General features: G+C 32.6%; 18 protein-coding genes. 8 read left to right on the top strand and 10 right to left on the bottom strand.

The window, feature by feature from the left end; genetic code table 11:
* Positions 1-226 precede the first annotated feature (226 nt).
* The gene (locus NBRC110019_RS04920; protein WP_281752985.1) at positions 227-682 is read left to right on the top strand and encodes a hypothetical protein; all 456 of its coding nucleotides are present in this window, start codon (positions 227-229) and stop codon (positions 680-682) included.
* 102 nt (positions 683-784) lie between these two features.
* Here NBRC110019_RS04920 and NBRC110019_RS04915 read toward each other — a convergent pair whose 3' ends face one another.
* The 4 genes from NBRC110019_RS04915 to NBRC110019_RS04900 all read right to left on the bottom strand — a co-directional run bounded on the left by NBRC110019_RS04915 (position 785) and on the right by NBRC110019_RS04900 (position 7,090).
* Positions 785-2,218 (bottom strand): TolC family protein, encoded by a 1,434-nt coding sequence (locus NBRC110019_RS04915; protein ID WP_281752984.1) that lies wholly within the window; start codon positions 2,216-2,218, stop codon positions 785-787.
* Positions 2,211-5,381, bottom strand: a complete 3,171-nt coding sequence (locus tag NBRC110019_RS04910) for an efflux RND transporter permease subunit (RefSeq protein WP_281752983.1) — start codon at positions 5,379-5,381, stop codon at positions 2,211-2,213. The genes NBRC110019_RS04915 and NBRC110019_RS04910 overlap by 8 nt, the downstream gene beginning before the upstream one ends.
* A gap of 22 nt (positions 5,382-5,403) precedes the next feature.
* The gene (locus NBRC110019_RS04905; RefSeq protein ID WP_281752982.1) at positions 5,404-6,492 is read right to left on the bottom strand and encodes an efflux RND transporter periplasmic adaptor subunit; all 1,089 of its coding nucleotides are present in this window, start codon (positions 6,490-6,492) and stop codon (positions 5,404-5,406) included.
* A 187-nt stretch (positions 6,493-6,679) separates the two neighbouring features.
* Positions 6,680-7,090, bottom strand: coding sequence for a hypothetical protein (locus NBRC110019_RS04900; protein WP_281752979.1), 411 nt, complete (start codon positions 7,088-7,090; stop codon positions 6,680-6,682).
* 218 nt (positions 7,091-7,308) lie between these two features.
* Between NBRC110019_RS04900 and NBRC110019_RS04895 the strand changes: the two genes are divergently transcribed.
* Complete coding sequence (locus tag NBRC110019_RS04895; protein WP_281752977.1) at positions 7,309-7,779, top strand: DinB family protein; 471 nt, start codon at positions 7,309-7,311, stop codon at positions 7,777-7,779.
* Positions 7,780-7,782: 3 nt separating this feature from the next.
* The gene (locus NBRC110019_RS04890) at positions 7,783-8,295 is read left to right on the top strand and encodes a ClbS/DfsB family four-helix bundle protein (protein WP_281752975.1); all 513 of its coding nucleotides are present in this window, start codon (positions 7,783-7,785) and stop codon (positions 8,293-8,295) included.
* On the opposite strand, the gene NBRC110019_RS04885 is transcribed toward NBRC110019_RS04890, so the two are convergent.
* A complete protein-coding gene (locus NBRC110019_RS04885) occupies positions 8,273-8,875 on the bottom strand; it encodes a hypothetical protein (RefSeq protein ID WP_281752973.1) in 603 nt (200 codons plus the stop codon). The genes NBRC110019_RS04890 and NBRC110019_RS04885 overlap by 23 nt on opposite strands.
* 199 nt (positions 8,876-9,074) lie before the next feature.
* Between NBRC110019_RS04885 and NBRC110019_RS04880 the strand changes: the two genes are divergently transcribed.
* Together NBRC110019_RS04880 and NBRC110019_RS04875 are read left to right on the top strand one after the other, a co-directional pair.
* Positions 9,075-10,595, top strand: a complete 1,521-nt coding sequence (locus NBRC110019_RS04880) for a glycosyltransferase family 39 protein (protein ID WP_281752971.1) — start codon at positions 9,075-9,077, stop codon at positions 10,593-10,595.
* A gap of 179 nt (positions 10,596-10,774) precedes the next feature.
* Positions 10,775-11,680, top strand: a complete 906-nt coding sequence (locus NBRC110019_RS04875; protein WP_281752969.1) for a hypothetical protein — start codon at positions 10,775-10,777, stop codon at positions 11,678-11,680.
* A 104-nt stretch (positions 11,681-11,784) separates the two neighbouring features.
* Here the strand turns inward: NBRC110019_RS04875 and NBRC110019_RS04870 are convergent, their stop codons facing one another.
* The 5 genes from NBRC110019_RS04870 to NBRC110019_RS04850 form a co-directional block, all read right to left on the bottom strand.
* On the bottom strand, positions 11,785-14,361 hold the full coding sequence (locus NBRC110019_RS04870) for a DNA gyrase/topoisomerase IV subunit A (protein WP_281752967.1): 2,577 nt from the start codon (positions 14,359-14,361) through the stop codon (positions 11,785-11,787).
* Between the two features lie 91 nt (positions 14,362-14,452).
* Complete coding sequence (locus NBRC110019_RS04865; protein ID WP_281752964.1) at positions 14,453-16,306, bottom strand: DNA topoisomerase IV subunit B; 1,854 nt, start codon at positions 16,304-16,306, stop codon at positions 14,453-14,455.
* Positions 16,307-16,407: 101 nt separating this feature from the next.
* Positions 16,408-18,519 (bottom strand): tetratricopeptide repeat-containing hybrid sensor histidine kinase/response regulator, encoded by a 2,112-nt coding sequence (locus tag NBRC110019_RS04860; protein WP_281752962.1) that lies wholly within the window; start codon positions 18,517-18,519, stop codon positions 16,408-16,410.
* 238 nt (positions 18,520-18,757) lie between these two features.
* A complete protein-coding gene (ychF, locus tag NBRC110019_RS04855) occupies positions 18,758-19,849 on the bottom strand; it encodes a redox-regulated ATPase YchF (protein ID WP_281752960.1) in 1,092 nt (363 codons plus the stop codon).
* A gap of 385 nt (positions 19,850-20,234) precedes the next feature.
* Positions 20,235-20,585, bottom strand: a complete 351-nt coding sequence (locus NBRC110019_RS04850) for a 4Fe-4S dicluster domain-containing protein (RefSeq protein ID WP_281752957.1) — start codon at positions 20,583-20,585, stop codon at positions 20,235-20,237.
* Between the two features lie 62 nt (positions 20,586-20,647).
* On the opposite strand from NBRC110019_RS04850, the gene NBRC110019_RS04845 reads away from it, so the two are divergent.
* The 3 genes from NBRC110019_RS04845 to NBRC110019_RS04835 all read left to right on the top strand — a co-directional run bounded on the left by NBRC110019_RS04845 (position 20,648) and on the right by NBRC110019_RS04835 (position 23,848).
* The gene (locus tag NBRC110019_RS04845; RefSeq protein WP_281752955.1) at positions 20,648-21,718 is read left to right on the top strand and encodes an acyl-CoA reductase; all 1,071 of its coding nucleotides are present in this window, start codon (positions 20,648-20,650) and stop codon (positions 21,716-21,718) included.
* Positions 21,719-21,809: 91 nt separating this feature from the next.
* Positions 21,810-22,874 carry a 3-phosphoserine/phosphohydroxythreonine transaminase gene (serC, locus tag NBRC110019_RS04840; RefSeq protein ID WP_281752952.1) on the top strand — a complete coding sequence of 355 codons (1,065 nt, stop codon included), beginning with the start codon at positions 21,810-21,812 and terminating at the stop codon, positions 22,872-22,874.
* A 17-nt stretch (positions 22,875-22,891) separates the two neighbouring features.
* Positions 22,892-23,848 (top strand): D-2-hydroxyacid dehydrogenase, encoded by a 957-nt coding sequence (locus NBRC110019_RS04835; protein ID WP_281752950.1) that lies wholly within the window; start codon positions 22,892-22,894, stop codon positions 23,846-23,848.
* Positions 23,849-24,026 lie beyond the last annotated feature (178 nt).

The following is a 24,026-nucleotide window of genomic DNA, read 5'->3' as shown; positions in this document are numbered from 1 at the left end:
CTTTTTTAACATTCCCTACTTATCAAATTTCAATTTAACAATGCCAATACTTCTTCTAAAAGAGTTTTGGTAGGTTAAGGTATCATTTAAAAACACCTTTGTAAGTCCAAGTATTTATTTAATTTTGATTAGCCAACAATATAAATTAGCATTTATAAAGTATTTTTAATTCAATATTTTTATACCTAAAATTAACTATAACCGTTATTACTTAATACCAATAAATATGAAAAAAATTATAATGGCATTATCTATAAGTTCTTTCTTATTTACAGGATGTAACTTTATGAATCACGATACCAAAGAAAAAATAAACACTGGTGGTAAAAATGTTGGGAAAACTGCTACAGAATTTTTTGAAGGTGTATCTAAGGGCGTTGAAGAAACATTAGAATGTGAACTTGTTTTGTCTGATGAGTTGCAGTCTAACGGTATAGAAACCGGAGCATTTAAAATAACTACAGATAGTACAAAAACAAGTAAAAATATACTTACCACCTACCTCATTTTTAATAAAAATTTTGATGCCAACATTTCCGCTAAAGCTTTTGACAAAAAAGGCAAAGAAATTGGTAGAGCTATTACAACTGTTAAAGGAACTAAAGGACAAGCAGAATATTTTGATTTTAAATTTAATGACCGTACCGACATAGGTACTAGGAGTAAAATATATTTAGAGTAATTTTAAATGAAGTAATTCAAAGAAAAACGAAAGGAGACTGCCTTTTAAGACAGCCTCCTTTACTCAAAACAATAAACTACTCAGAAAAAGGTTATAAATTATTTACTCCCAGCCACCACCTAAGACTCTGTAAACCTGAACCATGGCGCTTAGCTGTTGCATTTTTGTTTCAATTAGTTCAAACTTAGTTTCTAATGCATCTCGCTGTGTCATTAAAACCTCCATATAATCTGCTCTAGCAGATTTAAATAAAACCCCAGAAATACTAATAGATTTAGAAAGTGCATCTACTTGTTGTGATTTCAACTCGTAACTTTTACTTAAATTATCTATTTTAGAAAGCTGATTGGCTACTTCTATATAGGCATTTAACACAGTTTGTTCATACTTATATACTGCTTGTATTTGCTTTGCGTTAGCTGCGATATAAGTTGCCTTAATTTCATTTCTATTTATTAAAGGCGCCAAAATATCCCCACCAATAGAATACATTAACGACTCTGGAGTATCTAAAAGATACTTTGGATTAAAAGCTTGATAACCAATATTAGCAGAGATTCCTAATGACGGATAAAATCGAGCCTTAGCTACCTTTACATCTAATTTACTAGCCGCTAACTCCATCTCTGCCTGACGTATATCAGGACGGTTCTGCAATAAATCAGAAGGGATTCCTTTTTGTAAAGATTCTGGTAATACATTTAAAAAGACACCCGAATCTCTTTGAATTGGCTGTGGATATCTACCCAGTAAGAAATTGATTTTATTTTCAGCAACTGTTATTTCCTGTTTTACATTATACTGTAAGCTCTTAGAGTTTAATAACTCTGCCTCAAATTTCTTGACTGCAAGTTCGGTTACCTTAGCAGCTTCCTTCTGAAGTTTTACTACTTTTAATGCATTCGTCTGAATTTTTATATTCTGATTAACAATTTTTAATTCATTATCTAACGCTAATAACTCATAGTAAGAGCTCGCTATTTCTGCAACCAGATTGGTCACTACAAAATTCTTTCCCTCTACAGAAGCTAAATATCTGCTTACAGCAGCCTTTTTAGAATTTCGTAATTTCTTCCAAATATCCACTTCCCAGGTTGCGTAAGCTCCAAACAAATAATCTTGTAAAGGTTCGGGCATTTCTTCCCCTGGCCTAATATCAGTAGTAGCTTCACTAGCACCTAAACTGGTATATCTTGCTTTTTTATCTACTCCAGCACCAGCCTTCAAGCCTACACTAGGTAAATACTCCCCTTTTTTAGCTTTTACTTCACTTCGGGCAATTTCAATTTCCTGCAAAGTCATACTTAATTCCTGATTGTTATCAAGAGCCTCAGTAATTAAATCCTGCAAATAGGGATCTTTAAAATATTCTTTCCATGGTGCCAAGGAAACCGTGGTACTGTCATTTTCTTCCTGACCGTATTGGTCAGGAAGATTTATGTTTTCAGATTTCTGAACTACTTCAGGTACTTTACACGACGTAAAGTTTAAAGCAATACCTGCTACAAATACAAATAAATAATACCTCTTATTCATTTTCATAATTTCTTTCTTCTGTTAATGGAGTTTCGTGTTCATCTCTAATTAAATGTCTACCATCTGCTATAGAACCAAATATGTAGTATAGTCCCGGAACAATAATAACCCCGAAAATAGTACCCAATAACATACCTCCTGCTGCCGATGCACCAATGGTTTTATTACCAATAGCTCCTGGACCGGTGGCTATTACCAACGGTATTAAACCAGCTATAAAAGCAAATGATGTCATTAAAATAGGACGGAAACGTACCTTAGCTCCTTCTATAGCTGCTGCCAAAATACTAAATCCTTCATGTCGTTTTTGTATAGCAAACTCAACAATTAAGACGGCATTTTTACCGAGCAACCCTACCAGCATTACCAGACCAACCTGTGCATAAATATCATTAGCAAGTCCCATTAATTTTAATAGTAAGAAAGATCCAAAAATACCTGCAGGTAAAGAGCATATTACTGCCAATGGTAAAATAAAGCTTTCGTACTGAGCAGCTAATACAATGTACACAAAGCCTAATACAATTAAGAAAATATAAATAGCCTCATTTCCACGAGAAACCTCGTCTTTAGACAATCCTAACCAGTCTATATCATACCCTCTAGGCAACGTATCTTTTGCAACTTGTTGTATAATTTTAATAGCTTCACCACTACTGTATCCGGCGGCAGGAGAACCATTAATTGCAGAAGATGTATACATATTGTAACGGGTAATCTCATTAAGTCCTTGTGTTTTATGAATTTTCATAAAAGCAGAGTACGGTACCATCTCATCATTAGCATTCTTTACATATAGTTTCATAAGATCATCTGGTAATCTTCTGTACTCAGGCGCTGCCTGAACATATACCTTATAGAAACTACCAAACCTAATGAATCCTTGTTCGTACGTACTACCAATTAAGATAGAAAGATTATCCATAGCTTTAGCAATTGAAACCCCTTTCTGCATAGCAGCTTTATTATCAATTTCTAACTCATATTGTGGATAATTAGCCGCAAAGAAAGTAAACAAACCTGTTAGCTCTTTTCTCTTTCTTAGAGCAGCCATAAAGTCATCATTTACCTTTTCAAAAGACTTATAATCGCCAGAGTTGGTTTTATCAAGTAATCTGAGAGAGAAACCTCCTGCAGCACCATAACCAGGTACGGCCGGTGGCTGGAAAAACTCAATAGTGGCTCCTGGTATTTCTTTTGCTTGCTCCTCTAATTCTTCAATTATTTCTACCGCCGTGTGTTTACGCTCATCCCAATTTTTAAGGTTGATTAAACAAGTACCTGCATTAGACCCTCTACCTTCTGTAAGCACTTCATATCCTGCAAGCGCAGAAACCGATTCTATTCCTTCTACATGCTCAGCTATTTCTTGCAATTCTCTAGCAATATCATTGGTTCTTTCCAACGTAGAACCCGGAGGGGTTTGAATAATAGCATAAATCATCCCCTGATCCTCTGCAGGAATAAATCCGGCTGGTAAACTATTTGTAGTTACATAGATACCTCCACAGAATGCAATTAACAATCCGAAGGTAACCAATCTTCTGTTTACAATTTTCTCTAAGAAATTACCATATCTACCGGTAAGCTTATCAAAACGAGTATTAAACCATGTAATAAATTTGTTAACCAGAGATTTTTTTCTAGGCTTCCCATGATTATTTTTCAAAATCATGGCACATAATACCGGTGTAAGCGTTAACGCTACTAAACCAGATAATACAATGGATGTTGCCATAGTAATAGAGAACTGTCTATAGAAGATACCAACAGGACCTGTCATAAATGATACTGGTACAAACACCGCCGCCATTAATAACGTAATTGCTATTACTGCCCCACTAATTTCGTGCAATACTTTTTGTACTGCTTTGTAGGGCGAAAGATGCTCTTCTTCCATCTTAGCATGAACAGCCTCCACTACTACAATCGCATCATCCACTACTACCCCAATTGCTAATACTAAAGCAAATAAGGTAATCAGATTAATCGTTAGTCCAAAAAACTGCATAAAGATAAAGGCTCCCACTAAAGATACCGGTACCGCAATGGCCGGAATTAAAGTTGATCGTACATCTCCTAAGAATAAGAATACTACAATAGCTACCAAAATAAATGCTTCTCCTAAAGTGTGTACTACTTTATCAATAGATGCATCGAGGAAGTTAGATACATCATAGCTAATTTGATAATCCATCCCTGGAGGGAAGGATGAATCTTTAATTTCTGCAAGCTTCTCTTTAACTTCCTTGATTACATCATTAGCATTACTACCATAGGTTTGTTTAAGGGTAATTGCTGCGGAAGGATGATTATCTAAATTTGAATAGATATCATAAAATTCACTACCTAATTCAACATCTGCAACATCTTTTAAATGTAATATTTCACCATCTGCATTTGCACGGATAATGATATTCTCATACTGTGAGGTTTCATTATACCTACCTCCATAGGTTAATACATATTCTAACGATTGTGATTTTTTACCAGAACTTCTTCCTAATCTACCAGGAGAACCAATAATACTCTGAGACTCTAGAGCCTCCATCACTTCATCGGTAGAAACATTGTATGCTCTCATACGATCTGGTTTCAACCAAATACGCATTGCATATTGTCTACTCCCTAAAATTTTGGCACTTCCTACACCATTTAAACGTTTTAACTCCGGCAGTATATTTACACTGGCATAATTGTAAAGAAACTTTTGATCGGCCTTTTTATCATTACTAAACAAGTTTACATACATTAACATGTTTGGTTGCGCCTTATTTACAATAATACCTTCTCGCTGTACCAGTTCGGGCAATCGATTAGACACTTGCTCTATCCGGTTCTTAACATTTACAACTGCCTGACTTGGGTCGGTTCCTAAATTAAATACTACCTGTATAGTTGCTTCACCGGCGCTGGTTGCATCCGATGTCATATATTTCATTCCAGGAGTACCGTTAATTGATTTCTCCAACGGTATTAACACGGAGTTTACCAACACATTAGCACTTGCTCCAGGATAAGCAATACTAACCACTACCCTAGGTGGAGCAATTGACGGAAACTGTGATGTTGGTAAATTATTGATAGCCAGTATACCCATGAAAATAATCACAAGAGATATAGCCATAGCTAGTACTGGTCTATGGATAAACTTATTAAACATAAAATTTCTTTTAACTAATGATTTATTCTGCGTATAGTTTTAAATGAGATATAACTTTCTCAGGTTTTTCATAGGTATAGTCAATCTTATCATTGTCTCTTACCTTTCTAATACCTTCCAGAAGAATTTTATCCTTTGTACCCAATCCGTCTCCAACTGCATACAAATCTTCCATCTCCTGATTTACACTAATCTCTTTTGTTTTAACCACATTATCATTATCTACCACAAAAACATATTTTTTGTCAAGTACTTCAAAAGTTGCTTTTTGAGGAATAATAATAGCATCATCCATATTAACAGGTAACAAGATATTTCCTGTTTCACCATGTCTTAATAAACCATCTGGATTAGGGAAAGTAGCTCTAAAAGAAATATTACCAGTTTCATTGTTAAACTCTGCCTCAATGGTTTCAACCTCTCCAGTGTAGTTGAATACCTTATTATTAGCCATTAACAAGTTTACTTTAATAGGATTATCTTTATCAATCTGTGTTTTTAAATTTAAATACTCTGCTTCAGGTACATTAAAATATACCCACATATTACTATTATCAGACAAACTAGAAAGTAACTCACCTTCGTCTACTAAACTTCCTAATCTTACATGAAATCTATCAATGATTCCATCAAATGGTGCACGTATTTCTGTAAATTGTAAATGAACCTGAGCCAATGCCAACTCTGCTTTCGCCTTATCATATTTGGCTTTGGCCATAGCTAATTCATTTGGTGCTACTACATCACCGTCCGCAAGCTTTTTAGTATTATCATATTCAATTCTTGCAAAATCAGCTTCGGCCTGAGCCTTTTGTAATTCGGCTTCATATACTGAAGGCATTATTTTAAAAAGTAGTTCTCCCTTTTTAACATGCTGACCTTCGTCAACATAAATTTTTTCAAGATATCCTCTCTCTTGTGCTCTTAATTCAATGTGTTGAATAGAGCGAATCTGACACACATAATCTTCTGTAACGAGTGTATCCATTTTAACAGGACTAGTTACCAGATAACTTGTTTTTTCCTCTTTTTCTACTTCTTTTTTAGAGGTACAGCTCGTGGCATAACATAATAATGCACCTAAGCTCATAATCATGAGGTTTTTCTTCATAATAATCTTGCTTTTTAAGCGATTTTGGTTTTGAAAAGTTGTATTAAAAATGCTTTTGTAATAGAAATACCCGCGTAGCTTAAAACAATAGAAAGAATCCAATTATTATAACTGACTCATTAAACTATTATTAAAACATTAAGGGCTGTTAGAAGTTATAGGAAAATAACTTCTTAAAGATTTTTAATCATATTCTGAAAACACCGAATACGACGTACCATTTAGTAGAAGGTACAATTTCTGAATACTTACTGAAATAGGACTTTTTCTTTAATGAAGTAATCCCATAATAATCGAAAAGATATGCATAAAATGGCTGAACATAACAATTATGAAAATTAATTCCATGGCATTCAGCTACCTCTTCTTCTTGCTCTTCACTTTCAGTAAGTTCTATATACTTTTCAAGACCGGAAGAAAGGTCTGATGTTTTTACAAATCGCTGTAGGTTAAAACTGTCTGATGAAAATTCAATGTATGCATCTGTTACTTTATTAACAGATAAGACAGTGTCATTAATACATAGATTTTCTGCATGAGAAATAAATCCCACTAGAAGCAAATAACTACTAATTAATAACCTGATCATCGTTTTCATACTGCCAAACTTACACAAAGTAATAGGTACAAACAAATTATTAATAATGAAATCTTATAATCTAAATTATGACACCAATTTTCTATCAGTTTTATAATTCAGTACTTTTATATTCTTGAATCTTTATAAGAACAACACAAAAAAATGATTTTTTTTTTGCCTATTTAATATAGAAAATCTGTTTATCATTTTTTTAACAGTATTAAAATTGAACATCCATGAGTTTAAGTAGTAAACAACTAGCAAGTAGATTAAGTCAAGTAATATTAAATGGTACCTGGATTGCCAATACTAACTACAAAGATCAGTTAACCAACCTTGATTATAAAATTGCCATCTATAAATACAACAATCTAAATTCTATTGCAGAACTCACTTTTCATATATCCTATTATATTGAAGGTATTTTAGCGTATTTTAATACTGGAAAATTAACTATTAAAGACAAACACAGTTTTAACCTACCAAAGATTAATAACCAAGATGAATGGGAAAATTTGCTAACTAACTTTTGGAAACAAACAGAAAGGTTACTTTCTAAAATTGAAGAACTTTCAGAAAGCGATTTTACCAAACCCTTTTTTAATATAGCATATGGTGATTATTTAAGAAACATAAACGGACTTATAGAACATGCATATTACCACCTTGGCCAAATTGTTTTAATAAAAAAACTCATTTCAAAATAAACCATGGCAGTACCTAAAAATAAAACAGAACTGTTACAGCAAAGTAAAGACAACTACAAGAATTTAATGACATATATCTCAAGTCTACCTGAAGAACTTAAAAATAAGGAATTTCCTGAAGGTACTATGAATCGAAACATTAGAGATGTATTGGCGCATTTATATCATTGGCATACCCTATTTTTTAAATGGTATGAAATAGGAATGCAAGGTAAAATACCTAAAATGCCAGATGAATATTTTTCATGGAGAGAAACAGAACAGCTAAACCAAAAGATATGGGAAAACTATCAAAACCATCGTCTAGAAGATATTATAGAGAAATTAAATATAACCCATATCGGCATGATTACAATCATAAAAAATCATACCGATACTGAGTTATTTAAAAAAAAAATATATAAATGGATAGGTACATCCTGTTTAGCAACCTATATAAGATCTAATTGTTCTAGTCACTATAATTGGGCATTTAAGCTTATAAAAAAAGCTACTATAAAGAGGTTAAACCATTAAGTTGTTCATCCTGAGCTACATGTTCATCTTTACCTCCAAAAAATTTACTGATCCCAACACCAAATACCCAAGTATCATAGGCATCTAATTTTACATCATAAATCAATGATATTCCAAATTCAAATTTCTTTGGTAATTCAATACCATACTCTACTCCTGCTCTAGCCATCGAAAAACTCTCTCCTTCAGAAAACTCAACGCCATACCCTCCTATTACCAAAAAATGCTCTAAAGGACGATATACCATTACTGGTACAACAGCAATAGGACTGTTACGTTCAAAAGTTCTGTCTTCTTCAGAATGCTCTACAAGGTAATCCTCTAAAATCAAATCGGTTTGTAATCCTACTGCAACTCTGTTAGAAACCCAATAATCTGCATCAAAATAAAATGAGGCAAGTGAAATTCCATCATCATCATATTGAACTCCCTTTTTTATATGGGCATGACCTATTCCTATGCTTAATCTAACAGATTTTGCTATGGATTTATCATGGTATAGTTCAGCTGTTTCAGCTTGTGAAAAGCCTATATTTTGTGCTACAAAATATAGGCTTATACATAAAAATAACCTGTTCATTATGGTTATGCTGTTAGTTAGTTTCAATTCAAAAGTACCACTGTTTTAGTACCAATTTACATAGGCCAATGCAATGGTTTTAAAACTATGATTTTTATCAGAATTATAACGTTGTAATAAAAAATGCGTTATTTTTAGACACTAAAAAGTTGTAACTTTTTTATTACTTTTTAGTCTATTATTACTCAATATCCACTTAATGAAAAAGGAAACATTACTATTGTTAGGAATTATTATCGTAAAGTTTTTACTTCAATATATCTTAATCGCACCAGAATATGAATTACATCGTGATGAGTTTCTTCATCTAGACCAAGCCAATCATCTAGCCTTAGGGTTTGCATCTGTACCCCCAATAACTTCAATAATATCTTTACTTATTAGTTGGTTAGGTAATGGCGAGTTGTGGGTAAAGTTCTTTCCTGCACTTTTTGGAGCTTTAACAATAGTAGTTGTATGGAAAACCATTAAAAAGCTTAATGGTACTATCTATGCCATGGTACTAGGGGCTAGCTGTGTTCTATTCTCTGCTTTATTAAGACTTAACACATTATACCAACCAAACTCTTTAGATGTTTTAAGCTGGACAGCTTTATTTTACTTTATCATTTCTTATGTTAAAACAGAACGAGTAAAATACATTTATTTTGCTGCTATAGTATTTTCTATAGGCTTACTAAATAAATATAATATTTTGTTTTTAGTAATTGCTTTAATACCTGCCTTAGTATTAACTAAAACAAGAATTATATTCACCAAAAAGGAAATATATTTTGCAGCTATAATAGTCATAATATTAATTGCACCCAATATTTATTGGCAATACGTAAATAACTTTCCGGTCATTACTCACATGAAAATTTTAGCCTCAACACAACTAATTCATGTGAATAGATTTGACTTCTTGTCTGGTCAACTTTTTTTCTTTCTCGGCTCTACTATTGTTCTACTAGCCGGATTAATTGCATTAATACTATATCATCCATTTAAAAAATATAGGTTTTTATTTTTCTCATTTGTATTTACGTTAGCTCTATTCACCTATTTAAAAGCGAAAGATTACTATGCTATAGGTCTATACCCTATTTATATTGCATTTGGATCTGTTTATTTAGTTAATGTATTACAAGAAACAAGATTTAAACTAGCAATACCCATATTAATAGCATGCCCAATACTACTTTTTATTCCTATGTACTCCATTGCTTTTCCTAATAAACCTGCTTCCTATATAAAACAACATAAAGATGTATACAAAAACTATGGTATGCTACGTTGGGAAGACGGAAAAGATCATGACATTCCACAAGATTACGCAGACATGCTTGGATGGAAAGAATTAGCAAATAAAGTTGAAAAAGTTTATAACCAAATGCCAAACCCAAAGACTACTTTAATCCTATGTGACAATTATGGACAGGCAGGAGCCATAAACTATTATACTAAACACAGAGTTATAGCTAATTCATTTGAAGCCGATTACATTAATTGGTTTAATCTTGAAACCAAGTATCATCATTTTATAAGAATAAAAAGTGCACAGAATAAAGGCAATGAATTTGAAGAGACAAGTCCTTTTTTCGAAAAATCATATATAGCCGATTCAATAACCAATCCATATGCGAGAGAATCTGGTACAACAATCTTTGTTTTTGAAAACTCAAAAGTTAATATTAACGATAGAATAAAGCACAAATTATTGCAATTAGATGATGAGTAAACTACTTCGAGGCAAGCCACACGAAACATTTTTAGTAAGCATTGCATTTCTATTTCGAGATAAGTCTCATTACATTTCATATAGATATTATCTAGTAACTAGCGTTTTTTCTAATTTATATAGCACGGCATTTCTTGTTTTACTATCTTCGAGTTACCTAACCTATTCTAAAATAATCTATGAATACAATTTTTAAACAATTTATAATTGCTTTCTTATTGTTACTATGCTCTTTAAAAATGTATGCTCAACACGGTGAATACCAATGGTGGTATGATCAGTACAACTATTCTGGTGATTATACAAAGTTATTGCCTATTTCGCCCGCTTATATGGGACCTAATGCATTACCTGTGCCAAAAATATTAAATGGTAAATTACCCGAAAAAAGTTATATTAAAGCTGGTTCAGAAGTTCATTTTAGCAAAGGTGATGATACACAAAATGGTTATTTAGAAGTATATGTTCCCTTGTTTAGTAAAAAAGCTGGTTTACGTATTAATATGGTACCTTACGAACACTACAAAATGGATACCATTACCCGAGATCTTAGAAAAGCAATGGATTATGACGCTCAAGGAACTGCTACTGGCGATGTACACATAGCAACCAATATTCAGCTGTTGGAAAACCATAAATTTTGGCCTGACGTTGTTTTATCTATAAATCTTAAAACGGCTTCGGGGTCTAACTTAAGAGGAATGAGATATACCGATACTCCAGGATATTCGTTTTATTTTTCTTTAGGAAAAACATACCAAACTAATGGCTTTATAGAAAGTATCAGACCCCATGGTATTACAGGGTTATATGTATACCAAACCTTTCATACTGTTTTTAGACAAAACGATTGTTTACTCTATGGAATTGGTTTAGATACCAATATGAAAAAAGTTAAGTTTACAAATGCCTTAGGAGGTTATCAAGGATATATAGGAAATGACGATCATCCGATGGTCTATAGAGCTACCCTTACTAGTACCTTTAATTCAAGGTTTAATTTTGATGTCAGATTTCAAAAAGGGTTAAGAGATTTTGAGTATACTTCACTAAGATTTAGCTGTATCTACAATCTATCTAACTAAACGTTAAAACTATAAACTACTTCCCGTTTCTTACAAGAAGTAGTTTATGAAGCTTCATTTTATTTATAGACAGGGTTTCTAAGTACTACATTTAATTTATCGAATTAAAACAAATCAACCTGTCCGTCATCAGTATCTTTTTCTTCTTCTTTTTCCTCCGGCTCCTCATAAGGTAACGGATCCAACATATTTATGGTTTTTATTTTATCTAAGGTCAATTGATTCCCCAATGCCTTAATACCTTTTACAGCAATAAAGTCTTCCATATCTACCGTAAGATTAGGCTTAGGATCTTTTCCTCTAGGCTTATAGAATTCTATATCAGCCATTGGTCTCCAATCCGTAGAAACCTTTTCCATGGTAGATTTAGGATGCTCTGTAATTACAAGCTCTTCTTTATTTTCATTCTCAATTAAAAAACGTTTCAGATAGTAACGTTCCTTTTCTCCATCAAAATAAATCACAGAAACGGGCTTATTTTTCACCCATTTTTCAAGAATAACCATATTATTATCAAAGTGCAGTGTCAACTCAGGAGATACAGTTTTGACTAGTCCATTCTTTCTCATAATTAGTAACTTGTCTTCTCCCTTAAACTCACCTAATAATTTTCCTCTGCCATCTACATTCAAACGCTTCACAATTGAGTCAAACCAAATTTTTCTAGGTTGTAACGTAGATATCCCTTTTTCTTTAAAGTCTACCCTTTTTACATTGTGCTTAGATACTATGTTTCCTTTAGAACTTCTTCCTTTAATTAAAATATCTGAAAAATCTACATCCCATTTTAACGATCTAACAGTACTCACTGCTCTCAAGTGCACTGTTACTATTTCAGCTTCTCCGTTAGGATTTGCCGTAAAGTGCAACACTCTACTTACTGGTTTACCCTGCGTTAAATCGTATTCTCTATCTCTAGTAACACTTGTTACATTGAAGCGTTTTATAAAAGAGGCTCCGTTTTTACCATCCTTATAAATCATGTTATAAGTAGTACGTTTATCACCTTTCTTAAATACAGCTACGTGTATAATGTTTTTTCCAATATAGGTTTTGTCAGCTACTTTGGTCACTTGCATTTTACCATCTTCGGTAAATACAATTACGTCATCAATATCACTACAATCGGTAACGTATTCATTTCGTTTTAAAGAGGTTCCTATAAAGCCCTCTTCTCTATTAACATATAGCTTATTATTTCTAATAACTACTTTTGTAGCTTCAATATTATCAAAAGGTTTTATCTCGGTTTTACGGTCTTTATCGGCTCCATAGGTTTTCTTAAGATTTTTAAAATAATCTATAGCAAAGTCTATAAGATGCTCCAAATGATATTTTACTTCAGCAATCTTAGCCTCTAAAGCTTCAATGATTTGTTGTGCCTTATTAATATCAAACTTCGAAATTCTCTTAATTCTAATCTCGGTAAGTTTTACAATATCGTCTGCGGTTACTGCTCTTTTTAAGTGAGCAATATGAGGTTTTAAACCAGTATCAATAGCAGTTATAACACCTTCCCAAGTTTCTTCTTCTTCAATTAATCGATATATTTTATTTTCTATGAAAATACGTTCTAAAGAAGCAAAATGCCATTGATCTTCAAACTCCCCTAACTGAAACTCCAATTCCTGTTTCAGTAGTAGAACGGTATTATCAGTTGATCTTCTCAGAATCTCAGATACCCCTGTAAACAATGGCTTATTATCATCAATAATACAACCCAACGGAGAAATAGGGCTTTCACATGCTGTGAAGGCATATAACGCATCAATCGTTTTATCTGGAGATATTCCATTAGGCAAATGCACTAAAATTTCAACTTCTGCAGCAGTGTTATCTTCTATCTTCTTAATCTTTATTTTTCCTTTATCATTTGCCTTAAGAATAGAATCTATTAATGATGTTGTTGTTGTAGAAAACGGAATCTCATTAATAACCAATGTGGTTTTATCTAACTGATTAATTTTTGCACGTACCCTAACTTTTCCGCCACGTACACCATCGTTATAATTAGACACATCTATTACTCCTCCTGTAGGAAAATCGGGATACAACTCAAAACTTCTTCCTTTTAAATGTTTAATAGAGGCCTCTATTAATTCATTAAAATTATGTGGTAGTATTTTAGTAGACAAACCTACGGCAATTCCTTCTGCTCCTTGCGCTAGCAATAATGGAAATTTCACAGGTAAGTTAATAGGCTCCTTTTTTCTACCATCATAGCTAGACTGCCATTCGGTAATTTTAGGACTATACACAACCTCTAAAGCAAACTTAGACAGTCTTGCTTCAATATATCTCGATGCTGCAGCACCATCACCCGTTAGAATATTACCCCAGTTTCCCTGAGTATCAATCAATAAATCTTTCTGACCAATTTGTACCATAGCATCGGCAATACTAGCATCCCCGTGAGGGTGATATTGCATAGTGTGCCCAACAATATTTGCTACCTTATTGTACCTACCATCATCTAACTCTTTTAAGGAATGCATAATTCTACGTTGTACAGGCTTAAAACCATCTTCTATAGCGGGTACAGCACGTTCCAGAATTACATAAGAAGCATAATCCAAAAACCAGTCTTTATACATACCGGTAATACGTTTTATAACATCTTGCTGTTCCTCTTTATTAGAATTCTCTTCAGGATTTAATTCTTCAGGTTGGTCGTTACTCATTGGTTACTTTCAAAAGGATTTTTAGTAGTATAAACAATATTTATGATCGATTCTTTTTTAGGACTTAAAACACCCTTAAAGGGTTTACTTATTATGATTTTTCAATGATATCAAGTTCTACCTTCAGGTTGTTAATAATAAATTCTTGTCGGTCTGGAGTATTTTTCCCCATATAAAAACTTAACAACTCTTCTGTTGTGGTTGCCTTATCCAACATCACCGGATCTAACCTTATATTCTCACCAATAAAGTTCTTAAACTCATCTGGCGAAATTTCTCCCAAACCTTTAAATCGGGTTATTTCAGGTTTCCCTCTTAATTTATTCATAGCCTCTTGCTTTTCTTCTTCACTATAACAATAATAGGTTTCCTTTTTATTCCGAACTCTAAACAAAGGTGTTTGTAAAATATACAAATGCCCTTCTTTTATAATTTCAGGAAAGAACTGCAAAAAGAACGTTATTAATAATAATCTAATGTGCATACCATCTACATCGGCATCGGTTGCTATAACAATATTATTATATCGAAGATCTTCCATAGACTCTTCTATATTCAATGCTGCCTGTAGTAAATTGAACTCTTCATTCTCATACACAATCTTTTTAGACATACCATAGGTATTTAAAGGTTTACCACGTAAACTAAACACCGCTTGCGTATTCACATCTCTAGATTTAGTAATACTACCAGATGCGGAATCTCCCTCTGTTATAAACAAAGTAGATTCTAAATATCTATCTTTTTTAGAGTCTGGTAAATGAACCCTACAATCTCTTAATTTTTTATTGTGTAAACTTGCTTTTTTAGCTCGTTCTTTAGCCAATTTTCTAATTCCTGATAACTCTTTACGTTCTTTCTCCGCCTGAATTATTTTTCGCTGTAATTTTTCAGCAGTTTCAGGGTTCTTATGTAAAAAGTTGTCTAAATAGGTTTTTACAAAGTCATTAATATAAGTTCGTACGGTTGGTAGTTTACCACCCATATCTGTAGAACCTAACTTAGTTTTGGTCTGACTTTCAAAAACAGGTTCCATCACTTTAATGGAAATAGCCGCAATTACCGACTTTCTAATATCTGAGGCATCGTAAGCTTTACCATAAAACTCTCTAATAGTTTTTACCAAAGCCTCTCTAAACGCTGTTAAATGTGTTCCTCCCTGTGTGGTATTTTGTCCGTTCACAAACGAGTAATACTCCTCAGAATATTGAGACCTGCTATGCGTTATGGCAACCTCTATATCATTTCCTCTTAAATGTACTATAGGATATAAGAAATCTTCTTCATTGTTATTATCCAGTAATAAATCTTTTAAACCATTTTCAGAATAAAATTTCTTACCATTGAATACAATAGTTAACCCAGGATTAAGATAGACATAATTTTTAAGCATGCGCTCTATATATTCATGTCTGAATCTATAATTTTTGAAGATTTGCGGATCTGGGATAAACGTTACCTTAGTTCCTTTTCTTTTACTACTTTCAGTTACTACCTCTTCATTAATTAGATTTCCTTGTTCAAATTCTGCACCTTTTGTCTGGCCATCTCTAACAGATTCTACTCTAAAAAAGTTAGAAAGCGCATTGACCGCTTTAGTACCAACACCATTTAATCCAACAGACTTTTTAAAGGCACGAGTATCATACTTACCTCCCGTATTCATTTTAGAAACAACATCCACTACTTTTCCTAATGGAATACCCCTACCATAATCCCTTACTGTAACTTTACTTTCCTGAACCGAAATTTCAATCGTTTTTCCGGCTCCCATAACAAATTCGTCAATACTGTTGTCAAGTACTTCTTTTAGAAGGATATAAATACCATCATCAGCAGAAGATCCATCTCCTAACTTCCCAATATACATACCAGGACGCATTCTAATATGTTCTTTCCAGTCTAACGAACGTATATTATCTTCTGTATACTTAGTTTCCGCCATAAATAATGTAGAGATTTTGTGGATGTGCGTTGCTAATATACTATTTATGAATTACTATTAAAAGTATACTGGCAGCAAAATAATTAACAAATTTATATCTTTTAAGATAGGTATTTGTTCAGTATTTCCAATAATTTTGATTTATTGAACGGTTTTATAAGAATATCATTCATACCCGCCTCAAAGGCAAAATCCTCTATTTCAGTGAGTTCAGATGCAGTAACAGCCACTATTGGCAATTCCTTATCAAACTTCCTTACTCTTTCTGTGATTTCGTAACCATTTAATCCGGGGATATTTATGTCTAAAAGTGCTAGATCATACTTATTACTTGAAATAGATTCAAATCCTGAATCACCATCAGAAAAAACTTCGAGTTGTACTTCATAACAATCTAAAAACTTTTTTAAAACAAGTTTATTAATTTCATTATCTTCTACTAAAATAATTTTTTTCCCTTTAAAGTTTACGTTTTTTTCCTGTAAATCATCTATATCTACTTCTTTAGTATCCGCTACCAAATCTGTAGTTACATCAAAATAAAACCGAGCCCCTTGATTTGGCTTACTCTCTAAATGAATTTCACTATTCATCTGTTCCAAAAGACTTTTAACTATTGATAAACCTAAACCAGCTCCTTCCATGATACTTTGGTTTTCTATAAGCTGGGAAAATTTTTGAAAAATCTGTTTCTTTTGTTCTTCAGGTATTCCTATACCATCATCCAAAACCGTAAATCTTAAAACAACGGTATCTTCATTATTCCTGATCTTTTCTATACCTACAGAAACATTCCCATTATGAGAAAATTTTATTGCGTTTTCCATAAGATTTATTAATACTTCAGAAAGTATGTTTTCATCTAAAACAATTACTTTAGGAACATCTTTACCAATTAAAAAATTGAGCTTTACGTTCTTTTTAACTGCTGAATATTCAACAGAATGTTTTAAATTTTCAAAGAAAAAAGAAACCTTAAAAGGCTTAGGTATTATTTTAATTTTATTGTTGTCTATTTTGCTAATTAATAGCACATTATTAATTAAACTTAAGAGATAATCTCCAGAAAACTTAAGTGATTTTAAAAGTCTCTTATTTTTTTCAGATATTTCTTTTTCTCCTAATAACAACGAGGTTATACCAATAACACCGTGTAACGGAGTTCTTAATTCATGACTTACATTAGATACAAAATTAGTTTTTGCTTCTGCCGCCTTAGAGGCTTGTTTTTTAGCAAGAGCTAGCTCTTGATTGTTTTTGTGAAGACTTTTGATTAATTTTTTCTTGCTCAGATTCTCTCTATAAATAAAAACTAAGCTTAATAATAGTAAAAAGGATACAACTAAATAAACCGTATTTAATTTACTTTTTGAGGCTGCAACAGAATCTGCTAACTTCTTTTCCTTCTCAGCAACCTCCAATGTCCGCTCATATTCCTGCAGCTTGTACTTTACTTCTTCAATCTGCATTTTATTTAACATAGCAAGCTTTGAATTTTTCTTGTAAGCCGAAATATAATCCTCCAAAGCCTTGTAAGCCTTATCAGGTCGATTCAATCCAATATACAACTCCGCTCTCGCTTTATAAGCATCAGCTTCTTCTTCGTCCAAATCAAATTCCTTGGCAATGGCAACAGCCTTATCTAAATAGTCTGATCCTTTATCAAACTCTTTAATACCAGCATAATATCTTCCTAAAATATAAAAAACATGACACTTATCCCCTGCATCAGAAGGGTCTGTAACCGTTTTATTACCGTCTAAATATTGCTGTAAATCTTTTAAATAAGCAGGTACTTCCTTATATTCCTTTGCATCTAAATATTCCCAACACAGATTAATTATAAAAGTTATTCTATCTGTATTATTTATTTTATCGCTTAATTCAAGAGCCTTTAAATAATACTCTCTAGATTTTTGATGGTCATTATCATAAACGGCAGCAATATTCCCTAAACCATTGTACACATCTATAACAAATAAGGTATCGCGAAGTTTTTCTGCAATCTCAATAACCTTATTATATTTTTCTTTAGCTCTTGCGTATTCTTCAACTGCCTCATCATTAATTGCTAATAAATAGAGTGCTTCTGCCTCATATTCTAAATCATTACTATCATATGATCTTTGTAATAGTAATCGACCTAACCTAACAGACTCAGGATAATCGTTATGACTAAACTCATAATACCCTTTGTTTAATAAAACTTTCAAAGAATCTTTTGGGTATGTATTTGCAAGAGAAGTTGTACTTATAAAAAGTAAAAAAAAGATAAATATAATATTATAGAGTTTATTCATACACCCTGTGTCTTAAAAGAATACAAAACTTTAACTTTCAATCATTTACAATAGAAACAAAGCCAATATTAGTAATAATTATTTAAATGCTAATTTAATATCAGGGTAAAAAAAAATCGCCTTATAGGCGATTTTAATAATCTTATGTTATTTAAACATTAAACCTAAAATGCATAATGTCTCCGTCTTTAACTATGTATTCTTTACCTTCTACACGCATTTTTCCACCCTCTTTCACCTTTGCTTCACTACCATAAGCAACATAATCATTATAGGCTATTACTTCTGCTCTAATAAACCCTTTTTCAAAATCGGTATGAATAACTCCTGCAGCTTGTGGTGCCGTTGCCCCAACTTCTACCGTCCAAGCTCTAACCTCTTTTACACCGGCTGTAAAGTACGTTTGTAAATTAAGTAATTTATACGCTGCCCTAACTAAACGAGAAACACCTGGCTCATCCAGTCCTATATCTTCTAAAAAGATTTGTCTTTCCTCATAAGTTTCGAGCTCGGTTATATCTGCCTCTGTAGCTACAGCTAATACAATAACCTCGGCATTTTCATCTTTTACTGCCTCTTTCACCTGATCTACATAATCGTTTCCATCTTTAGCGGAAGCCTCATCTACATTACAAACATATAAAATAGGTTTCGCCGTAAGTAATTGAAACCCTTTCATTAATAATGCTTCATCCTCATCTACTTCTACAGAACGAGCAGAAATACCACTTTCTAAGGCTGTTTTAAACTTTAGTAAAATAGCCTGCTCTTTTTGAGCATCTTTATCTCCTGTCTTAGCAGCTCTGTTAACTTTTTCTAATCTCTTGTCAACAGTTTCAAGATCTTTTAATTGTAATTCAATATCAATAGTCTCCTTATCTCTAATAGGATTCACATTTCCGTCTACGTGTACAATATTATCATTCTCAAAACAACGTAATACATGTATTATAGCATTACATTCCCTAATATTTCCTAAAAACTGATTTCCTAAACCTTCTCCTTTACTTGCCCCACGAACCAACCCTGCAATATCAACAATTTCCACTGTAGCTGGTTGTACTCTCTCTGGGTCAACTAATTCTTCTAGTTTTTCCAAACGCTCGTCAGGTACATTTACCACTCCTAAGTTTGGTTCTATAGTACAAAACGGGAAATTAGCACTCTGTGCCTTTGCACTCGATAAACAATTAAATAATGTTGATTTACCAACATTTGGTAATCCTACGATTCCGGCTTTCATGTTTTTAATTTTTGTCGCCGCAAATATACATTTCTTTATTAAAAAATGTACTAACCAAAATAAGCTAACTTACCAAACCACAATCATTAACATACATGTAAGCATTATTAACATGGTTTTAAAAGCCTAAAAATGTGAGATTCAATAATTTTAAGTAACATAAAAAAAGAATACTGCAGAAAAAACCACTGTTACTACTATTGAAATTAACAATGGTTGAAAAAAAACTAAAGAAGTTACCTTAGAGAAACAAGACACAATTGTTTTTTATAAATCTAAAAATAGAATACCTGAAAATGGTTGGTTTGTTATTAAAAAAGCCGCTTTAACAGAAATGTTAAGCGGCTTACCTATGTATTTTTTTATATAATCTCATTACACCAAACTATTCTGGGTGCATAAAACGTTGTTTTGCTAGTAACACATCTTCAGATTCTACATGATCATCATCTGGTACACAACAGTCTACAGGGCATACAGCAGCACATTGAGGCTCCTCATGGAAACCTTTACATTCTGTACATTTATCTGGAACAATATAATAGAATTCATCAGAAACAGGTGTTTGTGCATCGTCTGCATTAGCAGCTTTACCATCTGGTAACACAATACTTCCTTTTAATTGTGTTCCATCACTATAACGCCAATCATCTGCTCCTTCATATATTGCTGTATTTGGGCATTCTGGTTCACAGGCTCCACAATTTATACATTCGTCTGTTATTATTATAGCCATATTTTTTTCTTTACATAAATTTGTACAAAAATAAAGCCATTATAATATAAAAACAAACCTTTATGGACTTTAATGCAAGGATCAATGCTTTTACAACATTAGGAAACTTTTTAAGTCAGTTTTCTAACAAAGGAATTATTAAAAAAAATAATATTGAAAAAAATGAAATATTTTTTGATTTGTTCTCAGATCAAATCAACATGGCTTATATACACAACTCATGGTTTACCAAAGAGCAAGTACTATTTGCATGTGAAAGTTGGTCTACTGTATTAACTAAAGAAAACATCACTAAATGGCTTGCTAACTACAATTTAGAAGATGTCAATACCAAAACGCCTAAGAGTGTCGCTATTATTATGGCGGGTAACATTCCATTAGTTGGTTTTCACGATTTTTTATCTGTTTTAATAAGTGGTCATAAGGCAATTATAAAACAGTCTACAAGTGACAACATCTTATTACCTATTCTAGCAAAATACCTAATGGAAATTGAAGCTGAATTTAAAGGTAAGATTGAATTCACAACAGAACGTATTCCTCATTTTGATGCAGTTATTGCTACCGGAAGTAACAATACAGCACGTTATTTTGAATACTATTTTAAAGACAAGCCTAGTATCATTAGAAAAAATAGAAATTCGGCCGCAGTTTTAACGGGGCATGAAACAAATGAAGAATTACTAGCTCTGGGAGAAGACATTTTTAGATATTATGGTTTAGGATGCAGAAATGTTTCGAAACTATTTGTTCCAAAAGATTATGACTTCGATATTTTCTTTAAAGCTATTTATGCGTATAAAGAAATTATTGAAGAGAAAAAATATGCTAATAATTACGATTATAACAAAGCTATTTTTTTAATGAGTCTGTTTAAATTGATTGAGAATGGCTTTTTAATGCTTAAAAAAGACGAAAGCTTCTCCTCTCCTATAGCCACACTTTTTTATGAAGAATACGAGGACTTAAACAAGCTAAGAAACTATCTATCAAACAAAAAAGATCAAATTCAGTGTTTGGTTGGAAATGTTTCTGTAATAACCACAGTGAGATTTGGATTAACACAAAAACCGCAATTATGGGAATACGCTGATAATATAGACACTGTTGATTTCTTGTTAAAAATATATTAGAAAAATATCGTTTTTATATTACTAATTAAAACAATATTTAGCACCTTTGCAGTTTGATTAACACAAATACTTTTATTTTAAGTTACGATTTATGAAAAAGCATAATTTTAGTGCAGGACCATGTGTTTTACCGCAGGAAGTTTTTCAAAAAGCCTCTGAGGCCTTGATTAACTTTAATAATATGGGCTTATCTATTATTGAAATTTCGCATAGAGATAAGAATTTTATTGCGGTAATGGATAAAGCGCAGGCTTTAGCCTTAGAACTTTTAGGATTAAATGATAAAGGATATAAAGCACTATTTTTACAAGGAGGAGCTAGCATGCAATTCCTAATGGCTGCTTACAACCTTCTAGAAAACAAAGCGGTTTACGCTGATACAGGTTCATGGTCTTCAAAGGCTATTAAAGAAGCTAAATTATTTGGTGAAATTGAAGTAATAGCTTCTTCTAAAGATAAAAACTACAATTACATACCAAAAGGATACGCTGTACCTTCAGATGCAGATTATTTCCATTGTACTTCTAACAATACTATTTTTGGTACTCAATACAAAGAGTTTCCCGAAACTAACATTCCGTTAGTTTGTGATATGAGTTCTGATATTTTTTCTCGTCAACTTGATTTTTCTAAGTTCGACTTAATATATGCCGGAGCACAAAAAAATATAGGCCCTGCTGGTACTTCATTAGTAGTAGTTAAAGAAGATGTTTTAGAAAAAGTTTCAAGAACAATTCCTTCTATGCTAGATTATAAAGTACATTTAGACAAGGATAGCATGTTTAACACTCCTCCTGTGTTTGCTGTTTATGTTTCTATGCTTAATTTAGATTGGTTACAAAACCTTGGCGGTATTCAGGAAATTGAAAAATTGAATAACCAAAAGGCTGATTTATTATACACCGAAATTGATAGAAACCCATTATTTACAGGTTTTGCGACTAAAGAAGACCGTTCTGTTATGAATGCTACCTTTAACTTAGTAGATGAAAGTCATAAGGAAGTATTTGACAAAATGTGGAAAGAAGCAAACATTAATGGATTAAACGGACATAGAAGTGTAGGTGGATACAGAGCGTCTATGTACAATGGATTAACATTGGAAAGCGTAGAAGTACTTGTTGAAACCATGAAAAAGTTTGAAAACACAATATAATTAGATAAGTCAAAAAAATGAAAGTTTTAGCTAATGATGGAATTTCACAAAGTGGAATTGATGCCTTAGAAAAAGTTGGAGTTGAAGTTATTACAACCAAAGTAGCACAAGAACAATTAATTAACTATGTGAACGAACATCAAATTGATGTAATCTTGGTGCGTTCTGCTACCAAGGTACGTAAAGATGTTATTGACACTTGCCCATCAGTAAAAATTATTGGTCGTGGTGGTGTTGGTATGGACAACATTGACGTTGCTTATGCACGTGAAAAAGGGTTACATGTTATTAACACCCCTGGAGCTTCTTCAGAATCTGTAGCAGAACTTGTTTTTGCACATTTATTTACAGGAGTTCGTTTCTTGCACGATGCAAACAGAAACATGCCTTTAGAAGGTGAAACTAATTTTGCTGCACTTAAAAAAGCGTATGCAAAGGGTACAGAACTTAGAGGTAAAACCATTGGTATTGTTGGCTTTGGACGTATTGGTAGAGCAGTTGCTAAAATCGCCCTAGGATTAGGAATGAAAGTTATTGCTGCCGATAAGTTTGTAGACAAATCTGAAGTTAGAGTAGATTTCTACAATGGTCAATTCATTAATGTTGAGATTGAAACACAACCTTTAGAAGACATCTTTAAATTAGCTGACTTTATTACATTACACGTTCCTGCTCAGGACGGATATGTATTAAGCTCTAAAGAATTTGCCCTATTAAAAGATGGTGTAGGTATTGTAAATGCTGCACGTGGCGGGGTAATTGATGAAGTTGCTTTAATTGATGCTATAGAAAGTGATAAAGTTGCATTTGCTGGATTAGACGTTTTTGAAAACGAACCAACTCCAGCAATTAAAGTTTTAATGAACCCTAAAATTTCGTTAACTCCTCATATCGGTGCTGCAACTAATGAAGCCCAAGATAGAATTGGAGTTGAGCTAGCAGAACAAATTATTAGTATTCTGCAACTACAATAGTATTCGTACAAATATTGTTCAATTATAAAAAACAGTCCTGAAATTTCAGGACTGTTTTTTTTTAACATCCCATCCATTTGTGTTTTAACAAAGTTTTAACCAACAATCATTAAACCTAAGGACATCTTTGCAATCCTAAGCGTTGTATGAACCATTAACACATTATGAAAAAACTCAA

Source organism: Neptunitalea chrysea (assembly GCF_027924145.1).
Lineage (GTDB): Bacteria > Bacteroidota > Bacteroidia > Flavobacteriales > Flavobacteriaceae > Neptunitalea > Neptunitalea chrysea.
The sequence above is the reverse complement of the archived record's forward strand: the minus strand, read 5'-3'. Positions and strand labels throughout refer to the sequence as shown.